The sequence below is a fragment of the Aeromicrobium sp. Leaf245 genome (assembly GCF_942548115.1).
Classification (GTDB): domain Bacteria; phylum Actinomycetota; class Actinomycetes; order Propionibacteriales; family Nocardioidaceae; genus Aeromicrobium.
The window spans coordinates 2,231,300-2,255,459 of record NZ_OW824151.1 but is presented as its reverse complement, the minus strand read 5'-3'; the positions used below and the strand labels follow the sequence as shown (position 1 = coordinate 2,255,459).

The window sequence follows — 24,160 nt, the reverse complement described above, 5'->3', positions numbered from 1 at the left end:
CTCGACGGGACCGCGGTCAGGCCGTCAGCCGCCAGCCCGCGACGTCGATCAGGAAGTGGGCGAGCACGAGCGCCCCGAGGTAGAAGGTCGAGACCGCCAGGGCGCCCGCGACCCGGTGCACGAGAGGGCGTCCGCGGGTGAGCAGGAAGGCCGTGGCCGTGGCCCAGCCGAGCGCCGCCTCGGCGGGCAGGACGTAGAGCGCGACGCCGAGGACGCGCGTGGTCGCACCCGTCGGTTCCCACAGGCCGACCACCGGAGCGAGGAGCTCGGCGCCGGCGAACACCGCGAGCGCCGCCAGTGCCGACCTGCCGGGCCTCAGGCCTGCCAGGACCACGGCGAGGAACAACGGGGCGATCCACATCGCCGCCATCGCGAGCGGGATGACGTCGTCGACCCGCGGGCCACCGCGATCAGGGAACGCCAGCGTCCCCACGAGGTCCGCGAGCACCCAGTCGGGCAGGACCTGGAAGACGGAGACCGGCACCAGGAAGATCGCCAGCGCCGCCCAGTCGCCCCGGCCGACCGCCCGGCAGACCAGCGGGAGAGCCACCGCGTACGCCACGACGACGACCAGGATGCCCCACCCCTGCGCGGGGACGGGGAGCGACAGGGCCACGCCGCCCCCGACGAGCAGGGCTGCGTGGACGAGCAGGAGGCCACGCAGGGCCGCGGCGTCCGGGGCCATGGCGTCGTCGGTCGGAGCAGGGGTGGGGGACACGCGGTCAACCTAGGGTCGACGCACCGCACCGTCAACGGTCCCGTCGGGACCTGCGTCCCTCAGGCCGAGCGGCCGACGACCGCGTCGTGCTCGAGCGGCCGCGGCGAGGAGGGGGACGGGTGGACGGTCACGACGAGCCTGGTGGCCACGGCCACCAGCACCGCCGCACCGACGAGGTGCACCGCCACCAAGGCGACCGGCAGGTCGGTGAAGTACTGCACGAACCCGATCACACCCTGCCCGAGCTCGGCGACGAGCAGCCAGACGGCGGCCTGCAGCGCCGGCGTCCGGGACGTCGTGTCGCGGTCTCGACGCACGAGGACGATCGTCGCCAGCGTCAGCCCGACGAGCAGGTAGACCGCCCAGGCGTGCACGTGGCTCCACAGCTGGGGGTCGAGGCCGTTGCGCGGCACGTCGAGGTCACCGGCGTGCGGGCCGCTGCCGGTGACGACGGTGCCGAGGTAGACCACCACCCAGAGCGTCGCGTAGACCGCCAGCACCAGCCGCCGGACCAGGACCGAGGAGGTGGAGGCGGCCTCGGCGCGCACGCGCAGGAGCAGCCAGGTGGACCCCGCGACGAGGAACAGCGAGAGCACGAGGTGCAGCGCGACGATCCACGGGTTGAGGTCGGTGAGCACCGTGATGCCACCGATGACGCCCTGGAACGGGACGCCGGCGGCCAGCACGACCGCGTGCCGGCGGAGGCGGCGACCCTCGCTCCAGCGCCAGACGGCCACGAGGGTCCCGATCGCGATCGCGATGAGCACGTACGTCAGCAGCCGGTTGCCGAACTCGATGAGACCGTGCAGGCCCAGCTCGCTGTGCGGCACGAAGGACTCCTCGGTGCACCGCGGCCAGGTCGGGCAGCCGAGCCCCGACGCGGTGAGCCGGACGAGGCCCCCCGTCAGGATGATGACCGTGTTCGCGACGAGGCTCGCCCAGGCCCACCGCTGCACGACGGCACGGTCGGGATGGCGCAGACCCAGGGTCGGGTAGCCGGACGGCGTGGAGGTCATTCCCATCGGAAGGTCCTAGCGGTGAGGGCGGTGCCCACGGCGGCCCACGCCGCGAGCACCGCGAGGGGGAGCAGGTCGACCGTGCCGCCCTCGAAGGCCGAGCGCATGCCCTCGCCGAGCGCGCCCGACGGAAGCAGGGCGAGCAGGCCCTGCGCGCCGTCGGGGTAGCGGGACAGGGGGACCAGCAGGCCCCCACCGACGAGGAGGAGCACGTACACCAGGTTGGCCACGGCGAGCGTGGCCTCGGCGCGCAGCGTTCCCGCGATGAGGAGACCGAGCGAGCCGAAGGCGGCCGTGCCCAGCACCGCCAGCACGACGAGCCACGCCCACGGGGCGACGCCACCGGCCGGGTCCCACCCGAGCAGCAGGGCGACGCACGCGAGCACGAGCAGCTGGACGAGCTCGACGACCACGACGGCCGCCGACTTGCCGGCGAGCAGTCCCCACCGGGGCAGCGGGGAGGCGCCGAGCCGCTTGAGCACGCCGTAGCGGCGCTCGAAGCCGGTGGCGATCGCGACGGAGGTGAACGACGTCGAGAGCACCGCGAGGCCGAGGACGCCGGGGGTGACGATGTCGATGGGGCGTCCTGCGCCGAGGTCGACCACGCGCCCCGACCGGGTGCCGGCGACGAGCAGGAGCAGCGGGATGACCAGCGTGATCAGCAGCTGCTCGCCGTTGCGGGCCAGCAGGCGCAGCTCCATCCGGGTCTGCGCGGCCACCATGGCCGAGGTCGAGGCCGCGCCGGGACGCGGGGAGAGGTCGAGGCTCATCGCAGGGCCCGTCCCGTCAGGTCGAGGAACCGGTCCTCGAGCGTCTGGCGCTCGACGAGCACGGACTCCGCGAGGACGCCCTGCCCGGCGAACCAGGCGGTGAGCGTGGCGAGCAGCGCCGGGTCGACGGCGCCGACGACGACGTACTGGCCCGGAGCCTGCTCGTGCACCTTGCTCTCCGGCGGTAGGGCCGACATGAGGGCGTCGACGTCGAGCGCCGGCCGTGCGGTGAACCGCACCGTGTTCTCCGCCCCGGACCGTGACAGGTCGGCGGGGGTGCCGCTCGCGATGACCCGGCCGGCGTCGACGATGTGGACGACGTCGCTCAAGGCCTCGGCCTCGTCCATGAAGTGGGTGGTGAGCACCGTCGTGACACCGCCGGAACGCAGCTCGTCGATCAGGTCCCACGTCGCGCGCCGGGCCTGCGGGTCCAGGCCGGCGGTGGGCTCGTCGAGGAACACCAGCTCAGGGCGTCCGACCACGGCCATGGCCAGCCCGAGCCGCTGCTGCTGCCCACCCGACAACCGGCGGTAGGCGGTGCGACCGCACGAGCCCAGGCCGAGCCGCTCGCTGAGGGCGTCGACGTCGAGGGGGTGGGCGTGCAGCGACGCCATGTGACGCAGCATCTCGTCGGCCCGCACGCCCGACCAGGCGCCACCGGCCTGGAGCATGACGCCGACGCGCGGGCGCAGGCGCACCGCGTCGCGCACCGGGTCCAGGCCGAGCACGCTGACGCGCCCCGAGGTGGGTCGTCGGAAGCCCTCGCAGGTCTCGACGGTGCTGGTCTTGCCGGCGCCGTTGGGACCGAGGATCGACGTGACCGTCCCGGCCTCGACCTCGAGCGAGAGGCCGTCGACCGCGGTGACGTCGCCGTAGCGGACCACCAGGTCGGTGACGGCGACGGCGGGCTGGTTCACCAGGACAGTCTAGTGATCGCGTGCCACGCAGGCGGCCCCGACCCGGCCTAGGGTGGGCCCGTGGACCTGCCCGTCATGCCGCCGCTGCGACCGATGCTCGCCAAGTCCGTGGCGGCCGTGCCGTCGGCGGTCGGGGACTACCTCTTCGAGCCCAAGTGGGACGGCTTCCGGGCCATCGTCTTCCGCGACGGCGACGAGGTCGAGATCGCGAGCCGTTCGACCAAGTCGCTGACGCGCTACTTCCCCGACGTCGTGGCGGCCGTCCTGGAGCAGCTTCCCGACCGGTGCGTCGTCGACGGCGAGATCGTCACGGCGGTCGGTGACCGGCTCGACTTCGACACGCTGTCGCAGCGCATCCACCCCGCGGCGTCGCGGGTCGACATGCTCGCCCGCGAGACGCCGGCCAGCCTGGTGGTCTTCGACCTGCTGGCCCTGGACGACACGTCGTTCGTCGACACGCCGCTCGGCGAGCGTCGGGCGGCCCTGGAACGCGCACTCTCCGACGTCTCCGCTCCCGTCCACCTCACCCGCACCACGGGGGAGACGGCCGAGGCCACCCGCTGGTTCCACCAGTTCGAGGGGGCGGGCCTCGACGGGGTCATGGCCAAGCGCCTCGACGGCCCGTACGTGCCCAACGGCCGATCGATGCTGAAGATCAAGCACGCCCGGACGGCCGACGTGGTCGTCGCGGGATACCGGTTGCACAAGACCTCCACGCCCGAGCAGCCGCTGCTCGGCTCGATGCTGCTGGGCCTGTTCACCGAGGACGGCCGCCTTCAGCACGTGGGTGTCTGCGCCTCCTTCTCGGCCGCCCGCCGGGCCGAGCTCGTGGACGAGCTGGACCCGTTGCGTGCGGACCTCGACCAGCACCCCTGGGGTGCCTGGCAGAGCGAGGAGGCGCACGCCGACGGACGGCTGCCCGGTGGCCAGAGCCGCTGGACGGGCACCAAGGACCTGTCGTTCGTGCCGTTGCGGCCCGAGCGGGTCGTCGAGGTCGGGTACGAGCACATGGAGGGTCGGGGCGAGCAGGGTCGCTTCCGGCACACCGCGCAGTTCAAGCGGTGGCGCCCCGACCGCGAGCCCGGCTCGTGCACCTACGAGCAGCTCGAGGAGGTCGTGGCCTACGACCTCGGTGACGTCCTGACGTAGCCGCGGTCGTCTGCTGTCGTCCCGGTGTCGAGCCCGACCGGATCAGTCCGCGGCCAGACGGCGCAGCTGCTCGAGCAGCGCCTCCGACGGGACGAGCTCGTCGCCGGTCAGCAGGTCCTCGCGCACCTGACGAGGGAGCGTCTCCACCCCGTCCTCGCCCAGGTGGCGCACCTCGTCGTGGAGTGCCTCCATGCGTGCGTCGAGCGCGTGCGCGGAGTCGGCGGCGTCGCACAGTCGCTCGGCCAGGTCGTCGGGCACGGCGCCGCGGTACTTGTAGTGGATCTTGTGCTCGAGGCTGGCCCAGAAGTCCATCGCGATGGTGCGCAGCTGCACCTCCACCGTCACCGGCACCGGGCCGTCGGACAGGTAGACCGGGACCTCCAGGAGCGTGTGCAGGCTTCGGTAGCCGTTCTTCTTCGGGGCGGCGATGTAGTCGCGGACGTCGAGCACCGTGAGGTCGTCCTGGGAGGTGAGCAGGTCGTGGACGCGGTACACGTCGGAGACGAAGCTGCAGGTGACGCGGACGCCGGCGATGTCGGTGATGGTCTCGCGGATCGAGGCGTAGGTGGGGCGGGTGCCCTTCCGCCGCATCTTCTCGGCCAGGCTGTCGGGCGACTTCAGCCGCGAGGCGATGTGCTCGATCGGGTTCGTGTCGTGCATGAGGTCGAACTCGTCGCGCAGGATCGTCAGCTTGGTGACGACCTCCTCCATGCCGAAGCGGTGGCGGAGCATGAAGCGGCTGAAGTCCTGGCGGAGGAGCTTCGGGTCGCCGACGTGCAGGACGTCGTCGTCCAGGGGCAGGGTGGCTCGGCTGCTCAGCTCCACCCGGTCAGCGTACGTCCACGACCTCGTCGGGCTCCGTGGCTAACCTGTGAGTCGTGGGAGTCATGGACGACGCCGAGCGTCTCGCACCGGGGTCGAGGTCGCGCTGGGGTGCCTGGCTGGCCGACCACCACGCCGACACGCGCGGGGTCTGGCTCGCGGTGCCGGACCGGCTCGCCGACGGTGACGACGCCCTGTCCTACGAGAACGCGGTCTGCGAGGCGCTGTGCTGGGGCTGGATCGACGGCCAGGCCCGCTCCGGCGGTGGCGTCGGCGGCTCGGTCATCTGGTTCTCGCCGCGTCGGCCGGGCAGTCCGTGGGCGGCGTCGAACCGGGCGCGTGTGGAGCGGCTCGAGGCGGAGGGCCGGATGAGACCCCCGGGGCGGGCGCTGGTCGACGGAGCACGGGGCGACGGCTCGTGGACGGTCCTCGTCGGTCCGGAGAACGGTGTGGAGCCCGACGCCCTGCGTCGGGGTCTGGACGCCGACCCCGCGGCCCGGACCTTCTGGGACGCCTTGCCCCGCAGCGCGAGGCTCTACGCCCTCACGCAGGTGGCCACCGCCAAGCGCGAGGAGACACGGCTCTCGCGCATCGAGAAGCTGGTGGCACAGTGCGTCGCGGGGGAGCGGCCGGACCGCTGAGGCGGCGGGATCGTGGGTGGGCTTCGTGCTGCTCTCGCTTCCGTGATCCCTTGATGCCACGTGGGCTCGCTGCTGCGCTGCCTCGGCTGGGTCCGGGCGTGGTCTCCGAGAGGGCCTCGACGGAGCAGCGGGCATCGCCGGCGGCCGAGCACGCCGACTCCGGTCCGGGCGGTGGATCCTCCACCGGATGGGCCACGGCGCGGTGCGTTCTCCACCGTGTGGCGCTGCAATCGGTGGAGAACGCACCGCCCGACCCCATCGGTGGAATCTCAACCGCAGACCCGCTCCTGACGTTGAGGATCCACCGATGCCCCGGCCGGCTCGACCCATCGGTGGAATCTCAACCGCAGGCCGGCTTCTGGCGTTGAGGATCAACCGATGCCCCGCCGGGCTCGACGCATCGGTGGAATCTCAACCGCAGGCCGGCTTCTGACGTTGAGGATCAACCGATGCCCCGCCGGGCTCGACGCATCGGTGGAATCTCAACCGCAGGCCGGCTCCTGAGGTTGAGGATCAACCGATGCCCCGGCCGGCTCGACCCATCGGTGGAATCTCAACCGCAGGCCGGCTCCTGAGGTTGACGATCCACCGATGCCGGCGGCGTGGCTCACCCACGGCGCGTCCGCCCCGTCGAGGCCCCACCCAGACCGCCTCCAGCACCGGCCGGAGCAGCGCAGCGGTGGCTGCAGGGGAGTCGTCAGCCCTGCTTGTTCCGCCTGTCCTTGCTCGGCTGCACGCGCTTGGGCTCGCCCGGCATCTTGGGGTACTCCGGCGGGTAGGGCATGTCGCCGAGCCCGCGCTCGAGGTCGGCGCGCCAGAGGTCGAGCAGGGGCTCGAGGGAGTGTGGCTGGGTGTCGATGTCGGCCCAGGCGTCGCCGCCCTGGGACGCCAGCAGGTCGGGGACGGTCCGGAGCGTGAAGGCCATCGGGTCGTCCACCGCGGCGAGTCCGTCCCACGAGAGCGGGAAGGAGACGGGTGCGCCCTGCTTCGGGCGCAGGCTGTACGCCGAGGCGATCGTGCGGTCGCGGGCGTTCTGGTTGACGTCGACGAAGATGCGGTCGCCGCGCTCCTCCTTCCACCAGGCGGTGGTGAGCCGATCGCTGCGGCGCTCGAGCTCGCGGCCCAGCGCGATCGCGGCGTGGCGCACGTCGGTGAAGGTCCAGCGCGGCTCGATGCGCAGGTACACGTGCACGCCGTTCTTCCCGCTGGTCTTGGGGAACCCGCGCAGGCCCAGCTCCTCCAGCAGGGCCCGCACCTGCTCGGCCTCGCGGACGGCGTCGGCGAAACCGGTGGCGCCGTGCGGGTCGAGGTCGATGCGCAGCTCGTCGGGCCGGTCGACGTCGGCACGACGCACGGGCCAGGGGTGGAACGTGACCGTGCCCATCTGTGCGGCCCAGGCGACCACCGCGACGTGGTCCGGGCACAGCTCGTCGGCGACCCGGCCGGACGGGAAGTGCACCCGGACCGAGCGGGCCCACTCGGGCATGCCGCGCATGAGGCGCTTCTGGTAGAACGCATCACCCTGCGGCCCACGACCGTGGGTGGCGTCGCGCGCGGTGAGCGTCATGCCGGGCAGCACGCCCTTGGGCCAGCGCTCGAGCGCCGTCGGACGGTCCCGCAGTGCTCGCACGATGCCGTCGGCGACCGCGACGTAGTACTCGACGACCTCGCGCTTGGTGATCTCCGGGCCGTGGTCGGAGGCGGGGAAGATCACGCGCTCCGCGCTCGAGACGCGTACCTCTCGTCCGTCCGCGTCGACCATCACGGCCGTGGCCTTCGCTGCCATGCCGGCCAGCCTAGGGCTGGAACGTCACGGATGCGCGGAAGTGAGGTAGACCTTGCTAGAAGTAGGGGAATCATTAACGGCACACTGGTGTTGTGAAATACATGCGTGCGGAGGAGATGTCGGCAGTCGTCGATGACGCCCCCACGCGCGAACGCGTGGCGACGTCGATCCTGGAGCACGGTCCGTCGACCGCTGCGGACCTCGCACGGCGCCTCGGGCTCACGCCCGCAGCCGTACGTCGCCACCTCGACCTCCTCCTGGCCGACGGGGTCGTCGCCCAGCGCCAGCCCCGTGCCACCACGGGCCGTGGGCGAGGTCGTCCGGCCAAGGTCTTCATGATCACCGATGCCGGCCGCGACACGTTCGCGCACGCCTACGACGACCTCGCGGTCGACGCCCTCGGCTTCCTCGCCGAGACCGCCGGTGACGGCGCGGTCGTCGAGTTCGCCGCACGACGTCTACGTGGTCTCACCGAGAAGTACCGCCCCCTCGTCGACGCCGCGCCGGTCGACGAGCGCCCCCGCGTGCTGGCCGAGGCGCTCAGCGCCGACGGCTTCGCCGCGTCGGCCGGCACCACGCCGGCCGGCGCCCAGATCTGCCAGCACCACTGCCCGGTCGCGCACGTGGCCGCGGAGTTCCCCCAGCTGTGCGAGGCCGAGACGGCGATGTTCGCCGAGCTGCTCGGCTCGCACGTGCAGCGGCTCGCCACCATCGCCCACGGCGACGGTGTGTGCACGACCCACCTGCCCCATCCCCCTTCCCAAGCCACTGGTCCCACCACAGAGAGGGTGTCGTCATGACGACCAACTCGATCGAAGAGCTCAACCCCGGGCTCAAGGACGTCGGACGCTACGAGTTCGGCTGGTCCGACGCCGACGACAAGGGCGCGAACGTCCAGCGCGGTCTGTCCGAGGAGGTCGTGCGCAACATCTCCGGCCTCAAGGACGAGCCCGAGTGGATGCTCGCGCAGCGACTCAAGGGCCTGCGCCTGTTCGGCCGCAAGCCCATGCCCGTCTGGGGCGCCGAGCTCGACGGCATCGACTTCGACAACATCAAGTACTTCGTGCGGTCCACGGAGAAGCAGGCCGCCACCTGGGACGACCTGCCCGAGGACATCAAGAACACGTACGACCGGCTCGGCATCCCCGAGGCCGAGAAGCAGCGTCTCGTCTCCGGCGTCGCCGCGCAGTACGAGTCCGAGGTCGTCTACCACTCGATCCGCGAGGACCTCGAGGAGAAGGGCGTCCTCTTCCTCGACACCGACACCGCGCTGAAGGAGCACCCCGAGCTCTTCGAGGAGTACTTCGGCACCGTCATCCCCGTGGGTGACAACAAGTTCTCGGCGCTCAACACGGCCGTGTGGTCCGGCGGCTCGTTCATCTACGTGCCCAAGGGCGTCCACGTCGACATCCCGCTGCAGGCCTACTTCCGGATCAACACCGAGAACATGGGCCAGTTCGAGCGGACGCTGATCATCGCCGACGAGGACTCCTACGTCCACTACGTCGAGGGCTGCACCGCGCCGATCTACTCCAGCGACTCGCTGCACTCGGCCGTCGTGGAGATCGTCGTCAAGAAGGGCGCCCGCGTCCGCTACACGACGATCCAGAACTGGTCGAACAACGTGTACAACCTGGTCACCAAGCGCGCGGTCTGCGAGGCCGGCGCCACGATGGAGTGGGTCGACGGCAACATCGGCTCCAAGGTCACCATGAAGTACCCGGCCGTCTACCTGATGGGCGAGCACGCCCGCGGCGAGACGCTGTCCATCGCCTTCGCCGGCGAGGGTCAGCACCAGGACGCCGGCGCCAAGATGGTGCACGCCGCGCCGCACACGTCGAGCTCGATCCTGAGCAAGTCGGTGGCACGCGGTGGCGGTCGCACCTCCTACCGCGGCCTGCTGCAGGTCATGGAGGGCGCGCACGGCTCGGCCAGCACCGTCAAGTGCGACGCGCTGCTGGTCGACCAGATCAGCCGTTCCGACACCTACCCGTACGTCGACGTCCGTGAGGACGACGTGACGCTCGGGCACGAGGCCACCGTCTCGAAGGTCAGCGACGACCAGCTCTTCTACTTCATGCAGCGTGGCATGGAGGAGGACGAGGCCATGGCGATGATCGTCCGCGGCTTCGTCGAGCCCATCGCGCGCGAGCTCCCCATGGAGTACGCGCTCGAGCTGAACCGTCTCATCGAGCTGCAGATGGAGGGAGCCGTCGGATGACCCTCACCGACACCGACCGCACGGTCGAGAACATCGAGCAGGCGCTGGAGCTCGACCACGTCCAGTCTCACCTGCACCCTGTCCCGTCCTACGACGTCGCCACGCACCCGGTGCCGACGGGTCTCGAGGAGATCTGGCGCTTCACGCCGCTCAAGCGGCTGCGCGGTCTGCTCGAGGGCTCGCCGTCCGACGCGTCGCTCACGTGGGACGAGCAGCTGCCCGAGGGCGTCACGCTCACCCGCATCAGCACGCAGGAGGCGCAGGCGCTCGCCGTGAACGCCCCGTTCGACCGTCTGGGTGCGCTGGCCGTGGCCAACGCCGGGGGAGCGGTGCTGCTCGACGTCCCCGCCGACACCGAGCTCAGCGAGCCGGTGCGTCTGCGGCTCACCGGTGACTCGGTCGAGTCCACGGTGTGGGGCCACGTCGTGGTCCGGGTCGGCGCGCACGCCAGGGCCACGGTCGTCATGGACCACGCCGGCAGCGCCACGTACGACGCGTTCACGCAGGTCGTGGTCGCCGACGGCGGGTCGCTCGACCTCGTCACGGTCAACGACTGGGCCGACGACGCCGTCCACGCCGGCCAGTACAACGTGCGGGTCGGGCGCGACGCCTCGGTGCGCGCCTTCGAGATCTCCCTCGGCGGAGACCTCGTGCGCACCAACGTCAACGTCGACTACGCCGGTCCTGGCGGCAGCGCCGAGCTGCTCGGCGTGTACTTCGCCGACGCCGGTCAGCACATCGAGCACCGCCAGTTCATCGACCACACGGCGCCCCGCACGCGCAGCAACGTCGAGTACAAGGGCGCGCTGCAGGGCCAGGACGCCCACACGGTGTGGGTCGGCAACGTGCTGATCCGCAAGGTCGCCGAGGGCATCGACACCTTCGAGCAGAACGACAACCTCGTCCTGACCGACGGCGCCAAGGCCGACTCCGTGCCGAACCTGGAGATCGAGACCGGTGACATCGCCGGTGCCGGTCACGCCAGCACCACGGGTCGCTTCGACGACAACCACCTGTTCTACCTGCAGAGCCGGGGGATCGAGGAGTCCGAGGCCCGTCGTCTCGTCGTCCACGGGTTCTTCAACGACATCATCCGTCGGATCGGTGTGCCCGAGCTGCAGGAGCGGCTCGTCGCGGCCATCGAGGACGAGCTGTCCGGTGCGGACCTGTCGAAGCTGGACCGCCGCCCGGAGGCCCCGACCGAGGCAGGTGCCTGAGCCGATGAGCGAGCAGCAGACCGACCAGCAGGTCGGCGGACCGCGGTTCGCCGCACCCCTCGACGTCCTCGTCGAGGGGACGGCGACCCCGGTGACCGTCGACGGCGTCGACATCGCCCTCGTGCGCGACGGCGACGACGTCTACGCCATCCGCGACGAGTGCTCGCACGCCGCCATCCCTCTCTCCGAGGGGGAGGTGGAGGGCTGTGAGATTGAGTGCTGGCTGCACGGGTCGCGGTTCGACGTGCGCACCGGCTCGCCCCTGAACCTGCCGGCCACCGAGGCCGTGCCCACCTACCACACGACCATCACCGACGGACGCGTCCTCGTCGACGTCTCCGCCCCCACCAGGAGCTGAACCACATGAGCACCCTCGAGATCAAGAACCTGCACGTCACCGTCAAGACCGAGGAGGGCGACAAGGAGATCCTCCGCGGCGTCGACCTCACGATCAACAGCGGCGAGGTCCACGCCATCATGGGCCCGAACGGCTCGGGCAAGTCCACGCTGGCCTACTCGATCGCCGGTCACCCCAAGTACACCGTCACCGAGGGCGAGGTGCTGCTCGACGGCGAGAACATCCTCGAGCTCAGCGTCGACGAGCGTGCGCGGGCCGGGCTCTTCCTGGCCATGCAGTACCCCGTGGAGGTCCCGGGCGTGTCGGTCGCGAACTTCCTGCGTACCGCCAAGACCGCCATCGACGGCGAGGCTCCCAAGCTGCGCACGTGGGTCAAGGACGTCAACGCCGCCCTGGAGCGCGTCACGCTCGACCCGACGTTCGCGCAGCGCAGCGTCAACGAGGGCTTCTCCGGTGGTGAGAAGAAGCGGCACGAGATCGCCCAGCTGGAGCTGCTCAACCCGAAGTTCGCCGTGCTCGACGAGACCGACTCCGGACTCGACATCGACGCCCTGCGGGTCGTCTCCGACGGCGTCAACCGGTACACCGGCCAGGGCGACCGCGGGCTGCTGCTCATCACGCACTACACGCGCATCCTGCAGTACATCAAGCCCGACCACGTGCACGTCTTCGTCGCCGGCCGCCTGGCCGAGTCCGGCGGCCGCGAGCTGGCCGACCAGCTCGAGGCCGAGGGCTACGACAAGTACGTGAAGGCCGCGGCGGTCTGAGCATGACGGTGAGCACTGCCGTGTCCTCGGTGGCGAACGGTGCGGGCTACGACGTCGAGGCGGTCCGCAAGGACTTCCCGATCCTCGAGCGCACCCTCGCCGGCGGTCTTCCGCTGGTGTACCTCGACAGCGCCAACACGTCGCAGAAGCCGCGCCAGGTCGTCGACGCCATCGAGCAGCACTACCTGCAGCACAACGCCAACGTCGCCCGCGCCATGCACCAGCTGGGTGCCGAGGCGAGCGAGGCGTTCGAGCTCGGCCGCACGAAGGTGGCCGACTTCATCGGTGCGCCCCGCCGCGAGGAGGTCGTGTTCACCAAGAACGCGTCCGAGGCCCTCAACCTGGTGGCGCGCGTGCTCGGCGACGCCGGTCCGGGCCACGAGCACGGTGTCGGGGAGGGCGACGAGGTCGTCATCACCGAGATGGAGCACCACTCCAACATCGTTCCGTGGCAGCAGCTCACCCAGCGCACCGGCGCCACGCTGCGCTGGTTCGGTGTCACCGACGAGGGTCGCCTCGACCTCGACGACCTCGAGTCGCTCGTCACCGAGCGCACCAAGGTCGTCTCGCTCACGTGGGTCTCGAACATGCTCGGCACCATCAACCCCGTCGACCGCGTCGTCGCCCGCGCCCACGAGGTGGGTGCCCTCGTCGTGGTCGACGCCTCGCAGGCGGTGCCGCAGATGCCGGTCGACGTCGCCGCGCTCGGGGCCGACCTCGTGGTCTTCACCGGCCACAAGATGGTCGGGCCCACCGGCATCGGCGTGCTGTGGGGCCGCTACGACCTGCTCGCCTCGCTGCCCCCGTTCCTCGGCGGCGGCGAGATGATCGAGACGGTCACGATGGCCGGCTCGACGTTCGCCGCTCCGCCGCACCGCTTCGAGGCCGGCACGCCGCCGATCGCCCAGGCGGTCGGCCTCGGTGCCGCGGTCGACTACCTGTCGTCCCTCGGCATGGAGAACGTGGCCGCGCACGAGCAGGCGATCACGGCGTACGCGCTGCAGCGGCTGCAGGAGGTCGACGGCCTCACCGTCGTCGGTCCCGCCGAGGCGGTGCAGCGTGGGGGAGCGATCAGCTTCACCCTCGACGACGTGCACCCCCACGACGTCGCCCAGCTGCTCGACTCCCGTGGCGTGGCGGTCCGCGCCGGGCACCACTGCGCCAAGCCGGCGCACCAGAGGTTCGGTGTCCAGTCGACGACCCGCGCGTCGTTCTACCTGTACACGACCGAGGCCGAGGTCGACGCGCTCGTCGACGCGGTCCGGCACACCCAGCGCTACTTCGGAGGGCGGTGACCCATGAGCGACGCCACACAGGTCGACTCGCTGTACCAGGAGATCATCCTCGACCACTACAAGCAGAAGCACGGCGCAGGACTTCGTGACCCGTTCGAGTCCCAGGTGCACCACGTCAACCCCACCTGCGGTGACGAGGTCACGCTGCGGGTCCACCTCGACGGCAGCACCGTCACCGACGTGTCCTACGACGCCGTCGGCTGCTCCATCAGCCAGGCCTCGGCCTCGGTGATGAACGACCTCGTGGTCGGCAAGCCCGTCGACGACGCCCTCGCCGTGCTCGACGCGTTCCAGGCCCTCATGCAGGGCAAGGGTGCCGTCGAGCCCGACGAGGACGTGCTCGAGGACGGCATCGCCTTCGCCGGTGTCGCCCAGTTCCCGGCACGCGTCAAGTGCGCGCTGCTCTCGTGGATGGCGTTCAAGGACGCCACCAGCCAAGCTCTCATCACGCAGGAGGACGCATGAGCGACCCCGTCACCACCCCTGACCACTCCGACCTGCCCGACGTGTCCGCGCCGGCCGGTGCCACCACGGCCGAGGACGTGCTGGAGGCCATGAAGGACGTCGTCGACCCCGAGCTCGGCATCAACGTGGTCGACCTCGGCCTCGTCTACGGCGCCGACGTCGACGAGCACAGCAACACCGTGCTCTCCATGACGCTCACCTCGGCCGCCTGCCCGCTGACCGACGTGATCGAGGACCAGACGCGCGCCGCCCTCGACGGGATCGTCAACGACTTCCGCATCGAGTGGGTCTGGATGCCGCCGTGGGGTCCGGACAAGATCACCGACGACGGCCGCGAGATGCTCCGCGCGCTCGGCTTCAACGTCGGCTGAGGCGCACCGCTCGTTCCTCGCGGCACCGGCGGTTCGTTCGTCACCGCCGCCGGGCTGGCGCCCGGGCGCCAGCCTCGCTTCGCTCGGCCCGTGGTCGGGGTCATGCATGTCACGTCCTCACCATGCCGCAGGGCCGGGCCGACGCCGTAGACTCCTCGGGTGAGCTACTACCAGCGGGAGTGACGACCGGACCATGTCCGGCGTTCTCGCACTCCCTCTGACCTGTAAGGCTCCCCATGATCACCGTCCACGACGTGACGCTGCGCTTCGGCGCCCGCGTCCTCATGCAGAACGTCTCCTTCCGCGTCGACAAGGGCGACAAGGTCGGTCTGGTCGGGCGCAACGGCGCCGGCAAGACCACCCTCACGCGGATGCTCTCGGGTGACGGCCAGCCCGCCGAGGGCTCCATCACCAGCTCCGGGAAGATCGGCTACCTGCCGCAGGACCCGAAGTCCGGCGACCTATCGATCACCGCACGTGACCGCATCCTGGGTGCCCGTGGTCTCGACGAGGCGCTCTCGACGATGCGCAAGGCCGAGCTGGACATGGGTTCGGCCGATCCCGACGTCGCCGAGCGCGCCATGAAGCTCTACGGCCGTGCGCAGGACGTGTTCTCCGCCGGAGGCGGCTACGCGGCCGAGGCGGAGGCTGCGACCATCTCGAACGCGCTCGGCCTTCCCGACCGCGTCCTGGACCAGCAGCTCCAGACCTTGTCGGGCGGTCAGCGTCGACGCATCGAGCTCGCGCGGATCCTGTTCAGCGACGCCGACACCCTGCTGCTGGACGAGCCGACCAACCACCTCGACGCGGACTCCGTCACGTGGCTGCGCGGCTTCCTCAAGACGTTCTCCGGCGGGCTGGTCATCATCAGCCACGACGTCGAGCTGGTCGAGGAGACCGTGAACAAGGTGTTCTACCTCGACGCGAACCGCGCCACGATCGACATCTACAACACCGGGTGGAAGCACTACCTGCGCCAGCGCGAGGCCGACGAGGCCCGTCGCAAGCGGGAGCGCGAGATCACCACCAAGACCGCCGAGCGACTCGTCGCCCAGGGCAACCGGATGCGGGCCAAGGCCAGCAAGGCCACCGCGGCCCAGCAGATGCTGCGCCGCGCCGAGCAGATGATGTCGGGCCTCGACGACGTGCGCCAGGCCGACAAGGTCGCCAAGATCGACTTCCCGAAGCCGGCCGCGTGCGGCAAGACCCCGCTCATGGCCGAGGGGCTCAGCAAGTCCTACGGCGCGCTCGAGATCTTCGCCGGCGTCGACCTGGCGATCGACAAGGGCAGCCGCGTCGTCGTGCTCGGCCTCAACGGTGCCGGCAAGACCACGCTGCTGCGCATGCTCGCCGGGACCCTGGAGTCCGACACCGGCAAGATCCTGCCGGGCCACGGACTGAAGATCGGGTACTTCGCGCAGGAGCACGAGACGCTCGACATGGACCGCACGGTCCTCGAGAACATGCAGCGGACGGCTCCGGAGCTGACCGACACCCAGGCACGCAGCGTGCTGGGCGCCTTCCTGTTCTCCGGCGACGACACCGCGAAGCCCGCCCGGGTCCTGTCCGGTGGCGAGCGGACGCGACTGGCCCTCGCCGGCCTCATCGTCTCGAGCGCCAACGTGCTGCTGCTGGACGAGCCGACGAACAACCTCGACCCCGCGTCCCGCGAGGAGGTGCTCGACGCGATCCGCCGCTACGAGGGCGCGATCGTCCTCGTGTCGCACGACGAGGGTGCCGTCCGCGCGCTCGACCCCGACCGGGTGCTGCTGCTGCCCGACGGCGACGAGGACCTCTGGAACGACGGCTACGCCGAGCTCGTGTCCCTGGCCTGATCGTCGGTCCTGGCATCGGGCCGGCGCCGTTCGAGCCACTCGGCGCGGGCGAACCAGCCGAAGCCGCCGATCGCCAGTGCGGCGAAGAACCACCACTGCAGGCCGTAGAAGAAGTGCGGCCCGCCGCCGAGATCGGGCTCCGGCTCCAGCTCCAGGCCCCCGGTCCCACCGGTCTGGCCGCGCAGGTTCAGGTAGCCCGAGCGGACCGGGTACGGCAGCGTGCTGCCCACGCCGACGCTCGAGATCGACCGGACCTGTCCGTCCACGGGCACCACGGCCTCGTCGCCGGCGCCGTTGTCCGGACGCAGCCAGCCCTCGACCTCCACCCGGCCCGTGGGGGGCGCAGGGACGTCCTCGGGGGCGGCCGAGGTGTTCGCGGTCGGCACCCAGCCGCGGTCGACCAGGACGGCCGTCCCGTCGTCGAGCAGGAGCGGCGTGACGACCTCGGCACCGGGCCGGCCGTCACGGGTGCGGAACTTCACCGTGACCTGGGACGTCGGGTCGTACCGGCCCTCCACGAGGACCCGGGTCCACTCCTGGTCCTTCGCGACCTTCCCACCGGCCGGGACCACCTCGTCGAGCGGGACGGGGTCGATCGCGAGGTGCTTCTCGACGAGCTCGTTGGAGGCGTGGCGCACCTCGCGCTTGTGCCACTGCCAGTCGCCCATGAGCACGCAGACGACCGCGAGAGCCAGCACGGCGAGGAAGAACCCGATCCATCGGGGTGTGAGCAGGAACCGCACGACCCGAACCTAGCCGGGCGGACCGAACGCCCACCGGCAGGGCTGGGCTGCGAACCCTAGGATGGAGCGATGGACCTCGGTGATCGGCACGGACGTGTGGCCACGGACCTGCGCGTCTCGCTCACCGACCGGTGCAACCTGCGCTGCCAGTACTGCATGCCGGCCGAGGGGCTCGACTGGATGCCCACCGCGGAGGTGCTCACCGACGACGAGGTCGTGCGCCTCATCCACGTCGCGGTGACCAGGCTCGGCGTCACCGACGTGCGCTTCACCGGCGGCGAGCCGCTGCTGCGACGCGGCCTCGCCTCGATCATCGCTGCCACCAAGGCCATGCCCGGCTCGCCGCGCACCGCGATCACGACGAACGCGCTCGGCCTGACCCGCACGGCGAAGTCCCTGGCCGCCGCCGGGCTCGACCGGGTCAACGTCAGCCTCGACACCACCGACCCCGAGATGTTCTCGAAGATCACCCTGCGCGACCGGTTCCGCGACGTGGTGGCCGGCCTGGAGGCCGCGGCCGAGGCCGGTCTCGCACCGGTCAAGATCAACGCCGTGCTGCTGCGGGGCCTCAACGAGGACGAGGGTCCCGAGCTGCTCCGCTGGGCCATGGAGCGGAACTACCACCTGCGCTTCATCGAGCAGATGCCGCTGGACGCCCAGCACGGCTGGGACCGCAGCCGGATGATCACGGCCGACGAGATCCTCACACGACTGTCCGAGCACGTCACGCTCACGCCGCTCGACGGACGCGGGAGCGCTCCGGCGGAGCGCTTCCTCGTCGACGGCGGCCCTCACACGGTCGGCATCATCGGCTCGGTCACCCGCCCGTTCTGCTCGGAGTGCAACCGCGTGCGGCTCACGGCCGACGGCCAGGTGCGCACCTGTCTGTTCGCCCGCGAGGAGTCGGACCTGCGGGGCCCGCTGCGCGACGGCGCCGACGACGAGGAGCTGGCGCGGCGGTGGTCGGAGGCCATGTGGGGCAAGCGGCCCGGGCACGGGATCGACGACCCGACCTTCCTGCAGCCGACGCGACCGATGTCGTCGATCGGCGGCTGAAGCAGCACGAGCGACCAGGGATCGGACGACTCAGTCGAAGCCGCGGCCCTTCGTCCAGGTGATCGTGCCGCCCGACCCGTCGAAGTCGACGCGGCTGCCGTCGCCGGCCACCGTCACCGACTCGAAGTCGTCGACGTCGTCGATCGTGCGCACGTCCCACACGTCGGTGACGCCCGCGAGCGCCGCGGCCACGACCTGCTGCGGGGGCTCGCCGTCGTAGCAGTAGAGGCCGAACCCGGCGGTCAGGGCCACCGTGCCGCCGGCCTGCTGCAGCTCGACGCCCTGGCACGGGTCCTCGGACGACTCGACGAGCGTGGCCGGTGCGCTCCAGTCGTCCTGGCCGGCGGGCCGCACCTGGACCACCAGACCGGTCCCAGCGACCAGGTAGGCGGCCACCCGCGCGCCGTCGTCCAGTGCGACCTCGGCGCGGAAGTCCTGCGGGTCCTGCCCCTCGGGAACGACCGGGGAGCCCAGCGGCTCTCCCGCTCCGGGGCTCGAGGTCTGCGACGGAGCGGCGGACGACGTGACAGGCGACGTCGGCGCGGCTGCGGGATCGTCGTCGCCGCCGCACCCGGCGGCGAGGGCGGCGATCAGCAGCAGGGCCGCGGCACGGTGGGGGAGCGGACGCATGCTCCGACCCTAGGCGACGTGCAGCGGGTCACCCGGGGGTGACGTCGTCCTGCAGCGGCAGCGTGTCGCGGTAGAAGTCGCGCGCCGACAGGAACGACCTCAGCGTCGGCTCGTGCTCGTCGCACGCCAACCAGGTCTTGCGCCGGTCCGGCGTGTGGATCTTCGGGTTGTTCCACTCGATCCGGTGCACCGCTGCGGCCGTGCATCCCTTGGACGAGCAGATCAGCTCCTCACTCACGCGGGGCGCCGTCGCCGATCTCGCCGAACGGGGACGGCTTCATCAGGTCGCTCCCGTCGGCCTTGCTGCGCACGCCGGCGTTGGCGAGGATGACCGAGGTGTACGGCAGGAAGACCGCACCGACGAACAATAGGACGCCGAGCCACAGCACGTGGTTCCAGACCAGGACGCCGCCGATGAAGCACAGCGTGCGGAAGCCCATGCTCAGCGCGTACCGCAGCTCGCGTGCGCCGAGCTCGTCGCTGTGGCCCGTGCTCGCCGACGTGATGGAGTAGACCTGCTCACCGCGGCGCTCGGCCGCCTCGTCGCGGCGCTGGGCAGCATCACCGCGGCGCTGTCCTGGGCCTGCTGACGAGGAGTCCGACGGTGTCTGGTTCACTCCTCCAGCGTACGTCGGTCCCGGTCGTCCCGCCGGGCAGGCATGATGTCCCCATGAGCAACCGCACCTACCGCGTGACCGAGATCGTCGGCACCTCCCCGGACGGCGTCACCGAGGCCATCGAGAACGGCATCGAGCGGGCCGGAAGGACGCTGCGCCACCTCGACTGGTTCGAGGTCGAGGGCATCCGCGGCCAGATCACCGACACGTCCGTCTCCCACTACCAGGTGACGATGAAGATCGGGTTCCGGCTCGAGGACGACGAGTAAGGTCCGAGACCCTTCAGGAGCCGTCGGCGTGGTCCTCGTCCGCGTCGGCGGCCTCGACCTCCTCGCGCGTGATGCCGAGCAGGTAGACGATGGAGTCGAGGTACGGCGAGTTGACCGACGTGCGTGCCTGGTCACGCACGACGGGCTTGGCGTTGAACGCGATGCCGAGGCCCGCGGCCGCCAGCATGTCGAGGTCGTTGGCGCCGTCGCCCACGGCGACGGTGTTCTTGATGCCGATCCGCGCCTCCGCGGCGAAGCGTCGCAGTGCCTCGGCCTTCCCGGCGCGGTCGACCACCCGGCCGACGACCCGGCCGGTGAGGCGCCCGTCGACGATCTCGAGCTCGTTGGCCGCCACGTAGTCGATGCCGAGGTCCGCGGCGATCCACTCGATGATCTGCGTGAAGCCGCCGCTCACGAGGGCGAAGCGGTAGCCCAGTCGCTTGAGGCTCCGGATCATCGTGCGCGCGCCCGGCGTGTAGGTGAGCGCGGCGTGGACCTCCTCGAGAGCCGAGGCGGGCACGCCCTCCAGACGCGCGACGCGCTGACGCAGCGACTCCTCGAAGTCGATCTCGCCGCGCATGGCCGACTCGGTGACGGCGGCGACCTCGTCGGCGCACCCCGCGTGCTCGGCCAGCATCTCGATGACCTCACCCTGGATCAGCGTGGAGTCCACGTCCATGACGACCAGCCGTTGGGCATGGCGCAGGATCCCGCGCTCCTCGACCGCGATGTCGACGCCGTGCTCGTACGCAGCGGCCGCCAGGTCGGCCTGCAGCACGTCGGGGTCGGCGCCCGAGACCTCGAGCCGCAGGGCGGTCACCGGGTAGCGGGCGAGGCGCAGGATGCGGTCGATGTTCCCGTCGGCGGCCTTGATCCGGCTGGTCAGGGCCGTCATGGCAGCCGGCCGCAGCGGGTGGCCGAGCACCGTCACCTGGCTTCGCCCGACGCGGCGCGGGCGGTTGTCACCCACCCCGTGCTCGAGCTCGACGTCCATGCCGAGCTCGGCCGCCACCTCACGCAAGGACCGCTCCATAGGTGCGGGGTCCTGTTCCACTGGCTCGTTCCCTGCCGCCTCGCTCGCCAACGAGACGAGGACGCTCAGCACCAGGCGTCCTCGCACGACCAGCTGCTCGACGTCGACGACCTCGACGTCGAACGGCTCCAGGCACGCGAAGAGCCGGGTCGAGACGCCGCTGCGGTCGGGGCCGGTGAGCGTCACGAGCAAGGTCGGCGAGGTCAGGTGCACGGCTGGCACATGGGGCGTCATCGAGCACGAGGCTATCGTCCGGCCGCCGCCTCGGCGCATGGGACGTCGCGATAGGTTGGACGCATCGCGGCCGAGGACGAACGGCCGCGGCCGACCGCCGGCGAGAACAGTGCAGGAGACCCACTCATGGCCACCGCGTTCCAGCTCGACTCGGTGAGCGTGGTGAGGCCTGGCAAGGTCCTGCTCGACGACGTGTCCTGGACGGTGGGCGAGGACGAGCGCTGGGTCGTCCTGGGCCCCAACGGGGCGGGCAAGAGCACGCTCCTGCAGGTCGTCGGCGCCCACCTGCACCCCACCTCCGGCACCGCGGAGATCCTCGGGCAGCGTCTCGGCCAGACCGACGTGTTCGACCTGCGGACCCGCATCGGGCACAGCGCCACGGCGATCGCCGACCGCATTCCTCCCGCCGAGCGCGTCGAGGACGTCGTGGTGTCCGCCGCGCACGCGGTCACCGGCCGGTGGAACGAGTCCTACGACGAGGACGACCTGACCCGCGCGCACCAGATCATGGGCGAGCTCGGCATCACCCGGCTCGCCGACCGCACCTTCGGCACGTTGTCGGAGGGTGAGCGCAAGCGCACGTTGATCGCCCGCGCGCTCATGACCGACCCCGAGCTGCTCCTGCTCGACGAGCCGGGCGCGGGCCTGGACCTCGGAGCGCGCGAGGACCTGCTGGCGAGCCTGGACCTGCTCTCCTCGACCGAGGGCGCGCCCGTGCTCGTCATGGTGTCCCACCACGTGGAGGAGATCCCGCAGGGCTTCACGCACGTGCTGCTGCTGCGCGACGGCAGGATCGTCGACGCCGGCCCGCTCGAGCAGGTCCTCACCGCCGAGTCCCTCGGACACACCTTCGGCATGCGCCTCGAGCTCGACCACGTCGACGGCCGGTACGCCGCGCGTCGCGCCCAGTACGGGCGCCGTGCGTTGCGGTGATTGCACGGCGATCCGACTGGTAGCGTGACGCACCCGGTGGGGGGCCAGGTCCAGGATCGACGGGCCGCCCCGACGACAGGAGGGCACCGATGATCGAGTGGATGACGGACAACGCCTGGGTGACCTGGGTCGGGATCGCGGTGCTGCTCGCCGTGGCCGAGCTGCTCAGCCTCGACCTCGTCCTGCTGATGTTCGCCCTCGGCGCGCTGGCCGCAGCCGTCGCCGCAGCGGTGGGGGCGCCCTTCTGGGTGGCCATGCTGCTGTTCGGTGTCGTGTCCGTCGGGCTGCTCTTCCTGGCCCGGCCGCCGATCGTCGCACGTCTGCACGCCGGGCCCACCCTGACCACGGGCCATCACGCCCTCGTGGGCCGCACCGGCGTCGTGCTCGAGCCGGTCGGCCCGTTCGGCGGTCGCATCACCCTCGCCAGCGAGGTGTGGTCGGCCCGCACCACCGACGACCGGGAGCTCGAGCCGGGCGCCGAGGTCGTCGTGACCAGCATCGACGGTGCCACCGCCGTCATCACCTCGAAGGAGCCCACCGCATGACCGCCTTGACCATCTTCCTGGTCCTGCTGGCGATCCTCGCCGTCGTCGTCGTGTCGATGACGGTCAAGATCGTCCCGCAGGCCCGAGCCGGCATCGTGGAGCGGTTCGGCAAGTACCGCACCACCCTGACGGCCGGCCTCAACATCGTCATGCCCTTCATCGACAAGGTGCGCTACATGATCGACCTGCGTGAGCAGGTCGTGTCGTTCCCGCCGCAGCCGGTCATCACCGAGGACAACCTGACGGTCTCGATCGACACCGTCATCTACTTCCAGGTCACCGACCCGGTGGCCGCGACCTACGAGATCGCCCACTACATCCAGGCCATCGAGCAGCTGACCATGACCACGCTGCGCAACATCATCGGTGGCATGAGCCTGGAGCACGCCCTGACGAGCCGCGACCAGATCAACTCCGGCCTGCGCGGCGAGCTCGACGGCGCCACCGGCAAGTGGGGCATCCGCGTGAACCGCGTGGAGCTCAAGGGCATCGACCCGCCGCCGTCGATCATCGACGCCATGGAGAAGCAGATGCGCGCCGAGCGTGACAAGCGCGCCGCGATCCTGACCGCCGAGGGTGACCGCCAGAGCCGGATCCTGTCGGCCGAGGGCCAGAAGCAGGCCGCCATCCTCACGGCCGAGGGCCAGAAGCAGGCCTCGATCCTCTCGGCCGAGGGCGAGAAGCAGGCGGCCATCCTTACCGCGCAGGGCGAGGGCCGGGCCATCGAGACCGTCTTCCAGGCGATCCACGACGGCAACCCCGACCAGAAGCTGCTCTCGTACCAGTACCTGCAGACCCTGCCGAAGATCGCGAGTGGCGAGAACGCCTCCACCTGGATCATCCCGGCCGAGCTCACCAAGGCGCTCGGCACCCTCGGCGGGACGGTCGGCACCGTGCCCGTCGACGGCGGCGGCAGCAAGAAGCGGGTCGACCTCGACGAGCCGATCGAGACGGGGACCTCGTCCTCGGGCACCGAGGCGGCCGTCCAGGCGGCACTCGAGGCCGCACGGGCCGCCGAGAAGCCCGGCGTCAGCCCGTCCAAGGAGCCCGACGTCCCGACGTTCGGTGGCGACGAGCCCCCGGCGGATCCCCCCACCCCGACGTCCTGACGGACACGCAGCACGACGACGGCCCCGGAGCACCTCGCTCCGGGGCCGTCGTCGTCGGTGTCAGTGCTGGTACGTGCCGTGCAGGATGGCGCGACCAAGCGTCTTGAAGGCCAGGTTGAAGCCGACGACGGCGGGGGAGGCGTCGCCGTCGACGCCCAGAGTCGGCTCACCCACCGCGTGCACCACGAAGTAGTAGCGGTGCGGCTGGTCACCCTCGGGCGGGGCCGCACCCATGAAGGCCTTGGTCCCGCCGTCGTTGCGCACGTGGAAGGCGCCCTCCGGGAGCGAGGCGTCGTCGGCGCCGGCGCCGGCAGGCAGCGACGTGACGTCGGCGGGGACGTCGACGACCGTCCAGTGCCAGAAGCCCGAGACGATCGGCGCGTCGGGGTCGAAGCACGTGACGACGAAGGACTGCGTGCCCTCGGGCGCACCGCTCCACGAGAGCTGGGGCGAGGTGTCGCCGTGCGCGTTGACCTGGTCGTCCTTCAGCGGGGCGCCGTCGGTCACGTCGTCGCTGGTGACGGTGAAGGGCGCGGCGGCCGGGAGCAGCGGGTAGGGGTCGGGGGTGACGGGGCGTTCGAGGCTCATGCCTCCACGCTAGCGACGACCCCCCGGTCGTGCAGGGCGGTCGTGCGGGGCGATC

Annotated in this window: 28 protein-coding genes; 16 read left to right on the top strand and 12 right to left on the bottom strand. The window is 71.1% G+C overall.

All coding sequences use genetic code 11. The annotated features are described in order from the left end of the window. Positions 1-16: 16 nt before the first annotated feature. From NBW76_RS11165 to NBW76_RS11150, 4 genes are read right to left on the bottom strand one after another with little or no spacing between them, the layout of a single operon-like run. A complete protein-coding gene (locus tag NBW76_RS11165; protein WP_156364788.1) occupies positions 17-718 on the bottom strand; it encodes a hypothetical protein in 702 nt (233 codons plus the stop codon). Between the two features lie 59 nt (positions 719-777). Continuing rightward, positions 778-1,740: a heme A synthase gene (locus NBW76_RS11160; protein WP_235492959.1), complete on the bottom strand. Its 963-nt coding sequence runs from the start codon at positions 1,738-1,740 to the stop codon at positions 778-780. Beyond that, complete coding sequence (locus NBW76_RS11155) at positions 1,731-2,504, bottom strand: ABC transporter permease (protein ID WP_056554553.1); 774 nt, start codon at positions 2,502-2,504, stop codon at positions 1,731-1,733. The genes NBW76_RS11160 and NBW76_RS11155 overlap by 10 nt, the downstream gene beginning before the upstream one ends. Then, entirely contained in the window at positions 2,501-3,421 is a 921-nt protein-coding gene (locus NBW76_RS11150) for an ABC transporter ATP-binding protein (RefSeq protein WP_200931154.1), read from the bottom strand. Before NBW76_RS11150 ends, NBW76_RS11155 begins: the two co-directional genes overlap by 4 nt. Before the next feature lie 60 nt (positions 3,422-3,481). On the opposite strand from NBW76_RS11150, the gene NBW76_RS11145 reads away from it, so the two are divergent. Further along, positions 3,482-4,570, top strand: coding sequence for an ATP-dependent DNA ligase (locus NBW76_RS11145; protein WP_056554559.1), 1,089 nt, complete (start codon positions 3,482-3,484; stop codon positions 4,568-4,570). A gap of 42 nt (positions 4,571-4,612) precedes the next feature. Here the strand turns inward: NBW76_RS11145 and NBW76_RS11140 are convergent, their stop codons facing one another. Then, a complete protein-coding gene (locus NBW76_RS11140; protein WP_235492961.1) occupies positions 4,613-5,395 on the bottom strand; it encodes a GTP pyrophosphokinase family protein in 783 nt (260 codons plus the stop codon). A gap of 62 nt (positions 5,396-5,457) precedes the next feature. On the opposite strand from NBW76_RS11140, the gene NBW76_RS11135 reads away from it, so the two are divergent. Further along, on the top strand, positions 5,458-6,033 hold the full coding sequence (locus NBW76_RS11135) for a YdeI family protein (protein ID WP_235492982.1): 576 nt from the start codon (positions 5,458-5,460) through the stop codon (positions 6,031-6,033). A 697-nt stretch (positions 6,034-6,730) separates the two neighbouring features. Here NBW76_RS11135 and NBW76_RS11130 read toward each other — a convergent pair. After that, the gene (locus NBW76_RS11130; protein WP_056554565.1) at positions 6,731-7,819 is read right to left on the bottom strand and encodes a DNA polymerase domain-containing protein; all 1,089 of its coding nucleotides are present in this window, start codon (positions 7,817-7,819) and stop codon (positions 6,731-6,733) included. A 101-nt stretch (positions 7,820-7,920) separates the two neighbouring features. Between NBW76_RS11130 and NBW76_RS11125 the strand changes: the two genes are divergently transcribed. From NBW76_RS11125 to NBW76_RS11085, 9 genes are all read left to right on the top strand, one after another. After that, on the top strand, positions 7,921-8,619 hold the full coding sequence (locus NBW76_RS11125) for a metalloregulator ArsR/SmtB family transcription factor (protein WP_055968055.1): 699 nt from the start codon (positions 7,921-7,923) through the stop codon (positions 8,617-8,619). Continuing rightward, a complete protein-coding gene (gene sufB, locus NBW76_RS11120) occupies positions 8,616-10,040 on the top strand; it encodes a Fe-S cluster assembly protein SufB (RefSeq protein ID WP_055968058.1) in 1,425 nt (474 codons plus the stop codon). The genes NBW76_RS11125 and sufB overlap by 4 nt, the downstream gene beginning before the upstream one ends. Then, positions 10,037-11,257, top strand: coding sequence for a Fe-S cluster assembly protein SufD (sufD, locus tag NBW76_RS11115; RefSeq protein ID WP_056554568.1), 1,221 nt, complete (start codon positions 10,037-10,039; stop codon positions 11,255-11,257). Before sufB ends, sufD begins: the two co-directional genes overlap by 4 nt. 4 nt (positions 11,258-11,261) lie before the next feature. Further along, positions 11,262-11,615, top strand: a complete 354-nt coding sequence (locus NBW76_RS11110; protein ID WP_056554571.1) for a non-heme iron oxygenase ferredoxin subunit — start codon at positions 11,262-11,264, stop codon at positions 11,613-11,615. A gap of 5 nt (positions 11,616-11,620) precedes the next feature. Further along, the gene (sufC, locus tag NBW76_RS11105) at positions 11,621-12,382 is read left to right on the top strand and encodes a Fe-S cluster assembly ATPase SufC (RefSeq protein WP_055968063.1); all 762 of its coding nucleotides are present in this window, start codon (positions 11,621-11,623) and stop codon (positions 12,380-12,382) included. A gap of 8 nt (positions 12,383-12,390) precedes the next feature. Then, entirely contained in the window at positions 12,391-13,677 is a 1,287-nt protein-coding gene (locus tag NBW76_RS11100; protein ID WP_304438619.1) for a cysteine desulfurase, read from the top strand. A 3-nt stretch (positions 13,678-13,680) separates the two neighbouring features. Then, positions 13,681-14,142 carry a Fe-S cluster assembly sulfur transfer protein SufU gene (gene sufU / locus NBW76_RS11095; RefSeq protein ID WP_055968068.1) on the top strand — a complete coding sequence of 154 codons (462 nt, stop codon included), beginning with the start codon at positions 13,681-13,683 and terminating at the stop codon, positions 14,140-14,142. Then, positions 14,139-14,513 (top strand): metal-sulfur cluster assembly factor, encoded by a 375-nt coding sequence (locus NBW76_RS11090; protein WP_055968071.1) that lies wholly within the window; start codon positions 14,139-14,141, stop codon positions 14,511-14,513. Before sufU ends, NBW76_RS11090 begins: the two co-directional genes overlap by 4 nt. Positions 14,514-14,749: 236 nt before the next feature. Next, positions 14,750-16,348, top strand: a complete 1,599-nt coding sequence (locus tag NBW76_RS11085; RefSeq protein ID WP_055968076.1) for an ABC-F family ATP-binding cassette domain-containing protein — start codon at positions 14,750-14,752, stop codon at positions 16,346-16,348. Here NBW76_RS11085 and NBW76_RS11080 read toward each other — a convergent pair. Then, positions 16,321-17,091: an SURF1 family protein gene (locus NBW76_RS11080; protein WP_056554577.1), complete on the bottom strand. Its 771-nt coding sequence runs from the start codon at positions 17,089-17,091 to the stop codon at positions 16,321-16,323. The genes NBW76_RS11085 and NBW76_RS11080 overlap by 28 nt on opposite strands. Positions 17,092-17,160: 69 nt before the next feature. Here NBW76_RS11080 and moaA point away from each other — a divergent pair, with 69 nt between their 5' ends. Continuing rightward, complete coding sequence (gene moaA, locus NBW76_RS11075) at positions 17,161-18,147, top strand: GTP 3',8-cyclase MoaA (RefSeq protein ID WP_056554580.1); 987 nt, start codon at positions 17,161-17,163, stop codon at positions 18,145-18,147. A gap of 30 nt (positions 18,148-18,177) precedes the next feature. Here the strand turns inward: moaA and NBW76_RS11070 are convergent, their stop codons facing one another. From NBW76_RS11070 to NBW76_RS11060, 3 genes are read right to left on the bottom strand one after another with little or no spacing between them, the layout of a single operon-like run. Then, a complete protein-coding gene (locus NBW76_RS11070) occupies positions 18,178-18,777 on the bottom strand; it encodes a hypothetical protein (protein WP_055968086.1) in 600 nt (199 codons plus the stop codon). A 28-nt stretch (positions 18,778-18,805) separates the two neighbouring features. After that, positions 18,806-19,015, bottom strand: coding sequence for a hypothetical protein (locus tag NBW76_RS11065; RefSeq protein ID WP_055968088.1), 210 nt, complete (start codon positions 19,013-19,015; stop codon positions 18,806-18,808). After that, positions 19,008-19,394, bottom strand: a complete 387-nt coding sequence (locus NBW76_RS11060) for a DUF3099 domain-containing protein (protein WP_055968090.1) — start codon at positions 19,392-19,394, stop codon at positions 19,008-19,010. The genes NBW76_RS11065 and NBW76_RS11060 overlap by 8 nt, the downstream gene beginning before the upstream one ends. A 53-nt stretch (positions 19,395-19,447) precedes the next feature. Here NBW76_RS11060 and NBW76_RS11055 point away from each other — a divergent pair, with 53 nt between their 5' ends. Next, on the top strand, positions 19,448-19,663 hold the full coding sequence (locus NBW76_RS11055) for a dodecin (protein WP_055968093.1): 216 nt from the start codon (positions 19,448-19,450) through the stop codon (positions 19,661-19,663). Between the two features lie 13 nt (positions 19,664-19,676). Here NBW76_RS11055 and serB read toward each other — a convergent pair whose 3' ends face one another. Next, positions 19,677-20,930, bottom strand: coding sequence for a phosphoserine phosphatase SerB (serB, locus tag NBW76_RS11050; RefSeq protein ID WP_055968095.1), 1,254 nt, complete (start codon positions 20,928-20,930; stop codon positions 19,677-19,679). A 126-nt stretch (positions 20,931-21,056) separates the two neighbouring features. Here serB and NBW76_RS11045 point away from each other — a divergent pair, with 126 nt between their 5' ends. The 3 genes from NBW76_RS11045 to NBW76_RS11035 all read left to right on the top strand — a co-directional run bounded on the left by NBW76_RS11045 (position 21,057) and on the right by NBW76_RS11035 (position 23,517). Beyond that, positions 21,057-21,863, top strand: coding sequence for an ABC transporter ATP-binding protein (locus NBW76_RS11045; protein ID WP_055968099.1), 807 nt, complete (start codon positions 21,057-21,059; stop codon positions 21,861-21,863). Positions 21,864-21,952: 89 nt separating this feature from the next. Continuing rightward, positions 21,953-22,408: an NfeD family protein gene (locus tag NBW76_RS11040; protein ID WP_235492963.1), complete on the top strand. Its 456-nt coding sequence runs from the start codon at positions 21,953-21,955 to the stop codon at positions 22,406-22,408. Continuing rightward, positions 22,405-23,517 (top strand): SPFH domain-containing protein, encoded by a 1,113-nt coding sequence (locus tag NBW76_RS11035; protein ID WP_055968102.1) that lies wholly within the window; start codon positions 22,405-22,407, stop codon positions 23,515-23,517. The genes NBW76_RS11040 and NBW76_RS11035 overlap by 4 nt, the downstream gene beginning before the upstream one ends. A gap of 60 nt (positions 23,518-23,577) precedes the next feature. On the opposite strand, the gene NBW76_RS11030 is transcribed toward NBW76_RS11035, so the two are convergent. Continuing rightward, positions 23,578-24,105 carry a YbhB/YbcL family Raf kinase inhibitor-like protein gene (locus NBW76_RS11030; protein WP_056554583.1) on the bottom strand — a complete coding sequence of 176 codons (528 nt, stop codon included), beginning with the start codon at positions 24,103-24,105 and terminating at the stop codon, positions 23,578-23,580. Positions 24,106-24,160: the final 55 nt, after the last annotated feature.

What these genes read in the sequence shown, in the direction of transcription:
- NBW76_RS11160 (WP_235492959.1), bottom strand. Translation starts at nt 1,740, where the DNA reads ATGGGAATGACCTCCACGCCGTCCGGCTACCCGACCCTGGGTCTGCGC.
- NBW76_RS11155 (WP_056554553.1), bottom strand. Translation starts at nt 2,504, where the DNA reads ATGAGCCTCGACCTCTCCCCGCGTCCCGGCGCGGCCTCGACCTCGGCC.
- NBW76_RS11135 (WP_235492982.1), top strand. Translation starts at nt 5,458, where the DNA reads ATGGACGACGCCGAGCGTCTCGCACCGGGGTCGAGGTCGCGCTGGGGT.
- NBW76_RS11130 (WP_056554565.1), bottom strand. Translation starts at nt 7,819, where the DNA reads ATGGCAGCGAAGGCCACGGCCGTGATGGTCGACGCGGACGGACGAGAG.
- NBW76_RS11125 (WP_055968055.1), top strand. Translation starts at nt 7,921, where the DNA reads ATGCGTGCGGAGGAGATGTCGGCAGTCGTCGATGACGCCCCCACGCGC.
- sufB (WP_055968058.1), top strand. Translation starts at nt 8,616, where the DNA reads ATGACGACCAACTCGATCGAAGAGCTCAACCCCGGGCTCAAGGACGTC.
- sufD (WP_056554568.1), top strand. Translation starts at nt 10,037, where the DNA reads ATGACCCTCACCGACACCGACCGCACGGTCGAGAACATCGAGCAGGCG.
- NBW76_RS11110 (WP_056554571.1), top strand. Translation starts at nt 11,262, where the DNA reads ATGAGCGAGCAGCAGACCGACCAGCAGGTCGGCGGACCGCGGTTCGCC.
- sufC (WP_055968063.1), top strand. Translation starts at nt 11,621, where the DNA reads ATGAGCACCCTCGAGATCAAGAACCTGCACGTCACCGTCAAGACCGAG.
- sufU (WP_055968068.1), top strand. Translation starts at nt 13,681, where the DNA reads ATGAGCGACGCCACACAGGTCGACTCGCTGTACCAGGAGATCATCCTC.
- NBW76_RS11090 (WP_055968071.1), top strand. Translation starts at nt 14,139, where the DNA reads ATGAGCGACCCCGTCACCACCCCTGACCACTCCGACCTGCCCGACGTG.
- NBW76_RS11085 (WP_055968076.1), top strand. Translation starts at nt 14,750, where the DNA reads ATGATCACCGTCCACGACGTGACGCTGCGCTTCGGCGCCCGCGTCCTC.
- moaA (WP_056554580.1), top strand. Translation starts at nt 17,161, where the DNA reads ATGGACCTCGGTGATCGGCACGGACGTGTGGCCACGGACCTGCGCGTC.
- NBW76_RS11070 (WP_055968086.1), bottom strand. Translation starts at nt 18,777, where the DNA reads ATGCGTCCGCTCCCCCACCGTGCCGCGGCCCTGCTGCTGATCGCCGCC.
- NBW76_RS11055 (WP_055968093.1), top strand. Translation starts at nt 19,448, where the DNA reads ATGAGCAACCGCACCTACCGCGTGACCGAGATCGTCGGCACCTCCCCG.
- serB (WP_055968095.1), bottom strand. Translation starts at nt 20,930, where the DNA reads ATGACGCCCCATGTGCCAGCCGTGCACCTGACCTCGCCGACCTTGCTC.
- NBW76_RS11045 (WP_055968099.1), top strand. Translation starts at nt 21,057, where the DNA reads ATGGCCACCGCGTTCCAGCTCGACTCGGTGAGCGTGGTGAGGCCTGGC.
- NBW76_RS11040 (WP_235492963.1), top strand. Translation starts at nt 21,953, where the DNA reads ATGATCGAGTGGATGACGGACAACGCCTGGGTGACCTGGGTCGGGATC.
- NBW76_RS11035 (WP_055968102.1), top strand. Translation starts at nt 22,405, where the DNA reads ATGACCGCCTTGACCATCTTCCTGGTCCTGCTGGCGATCCTCGCCGTC.
- NBW76_RS11030 (WP_056554583.1), bottom strand. Translation starts at nt 24,105, where the DNA reads ATGAGCCTCGAACGCCCCGTCACCCCCGACCCCTACCCGCTGCTCCCG.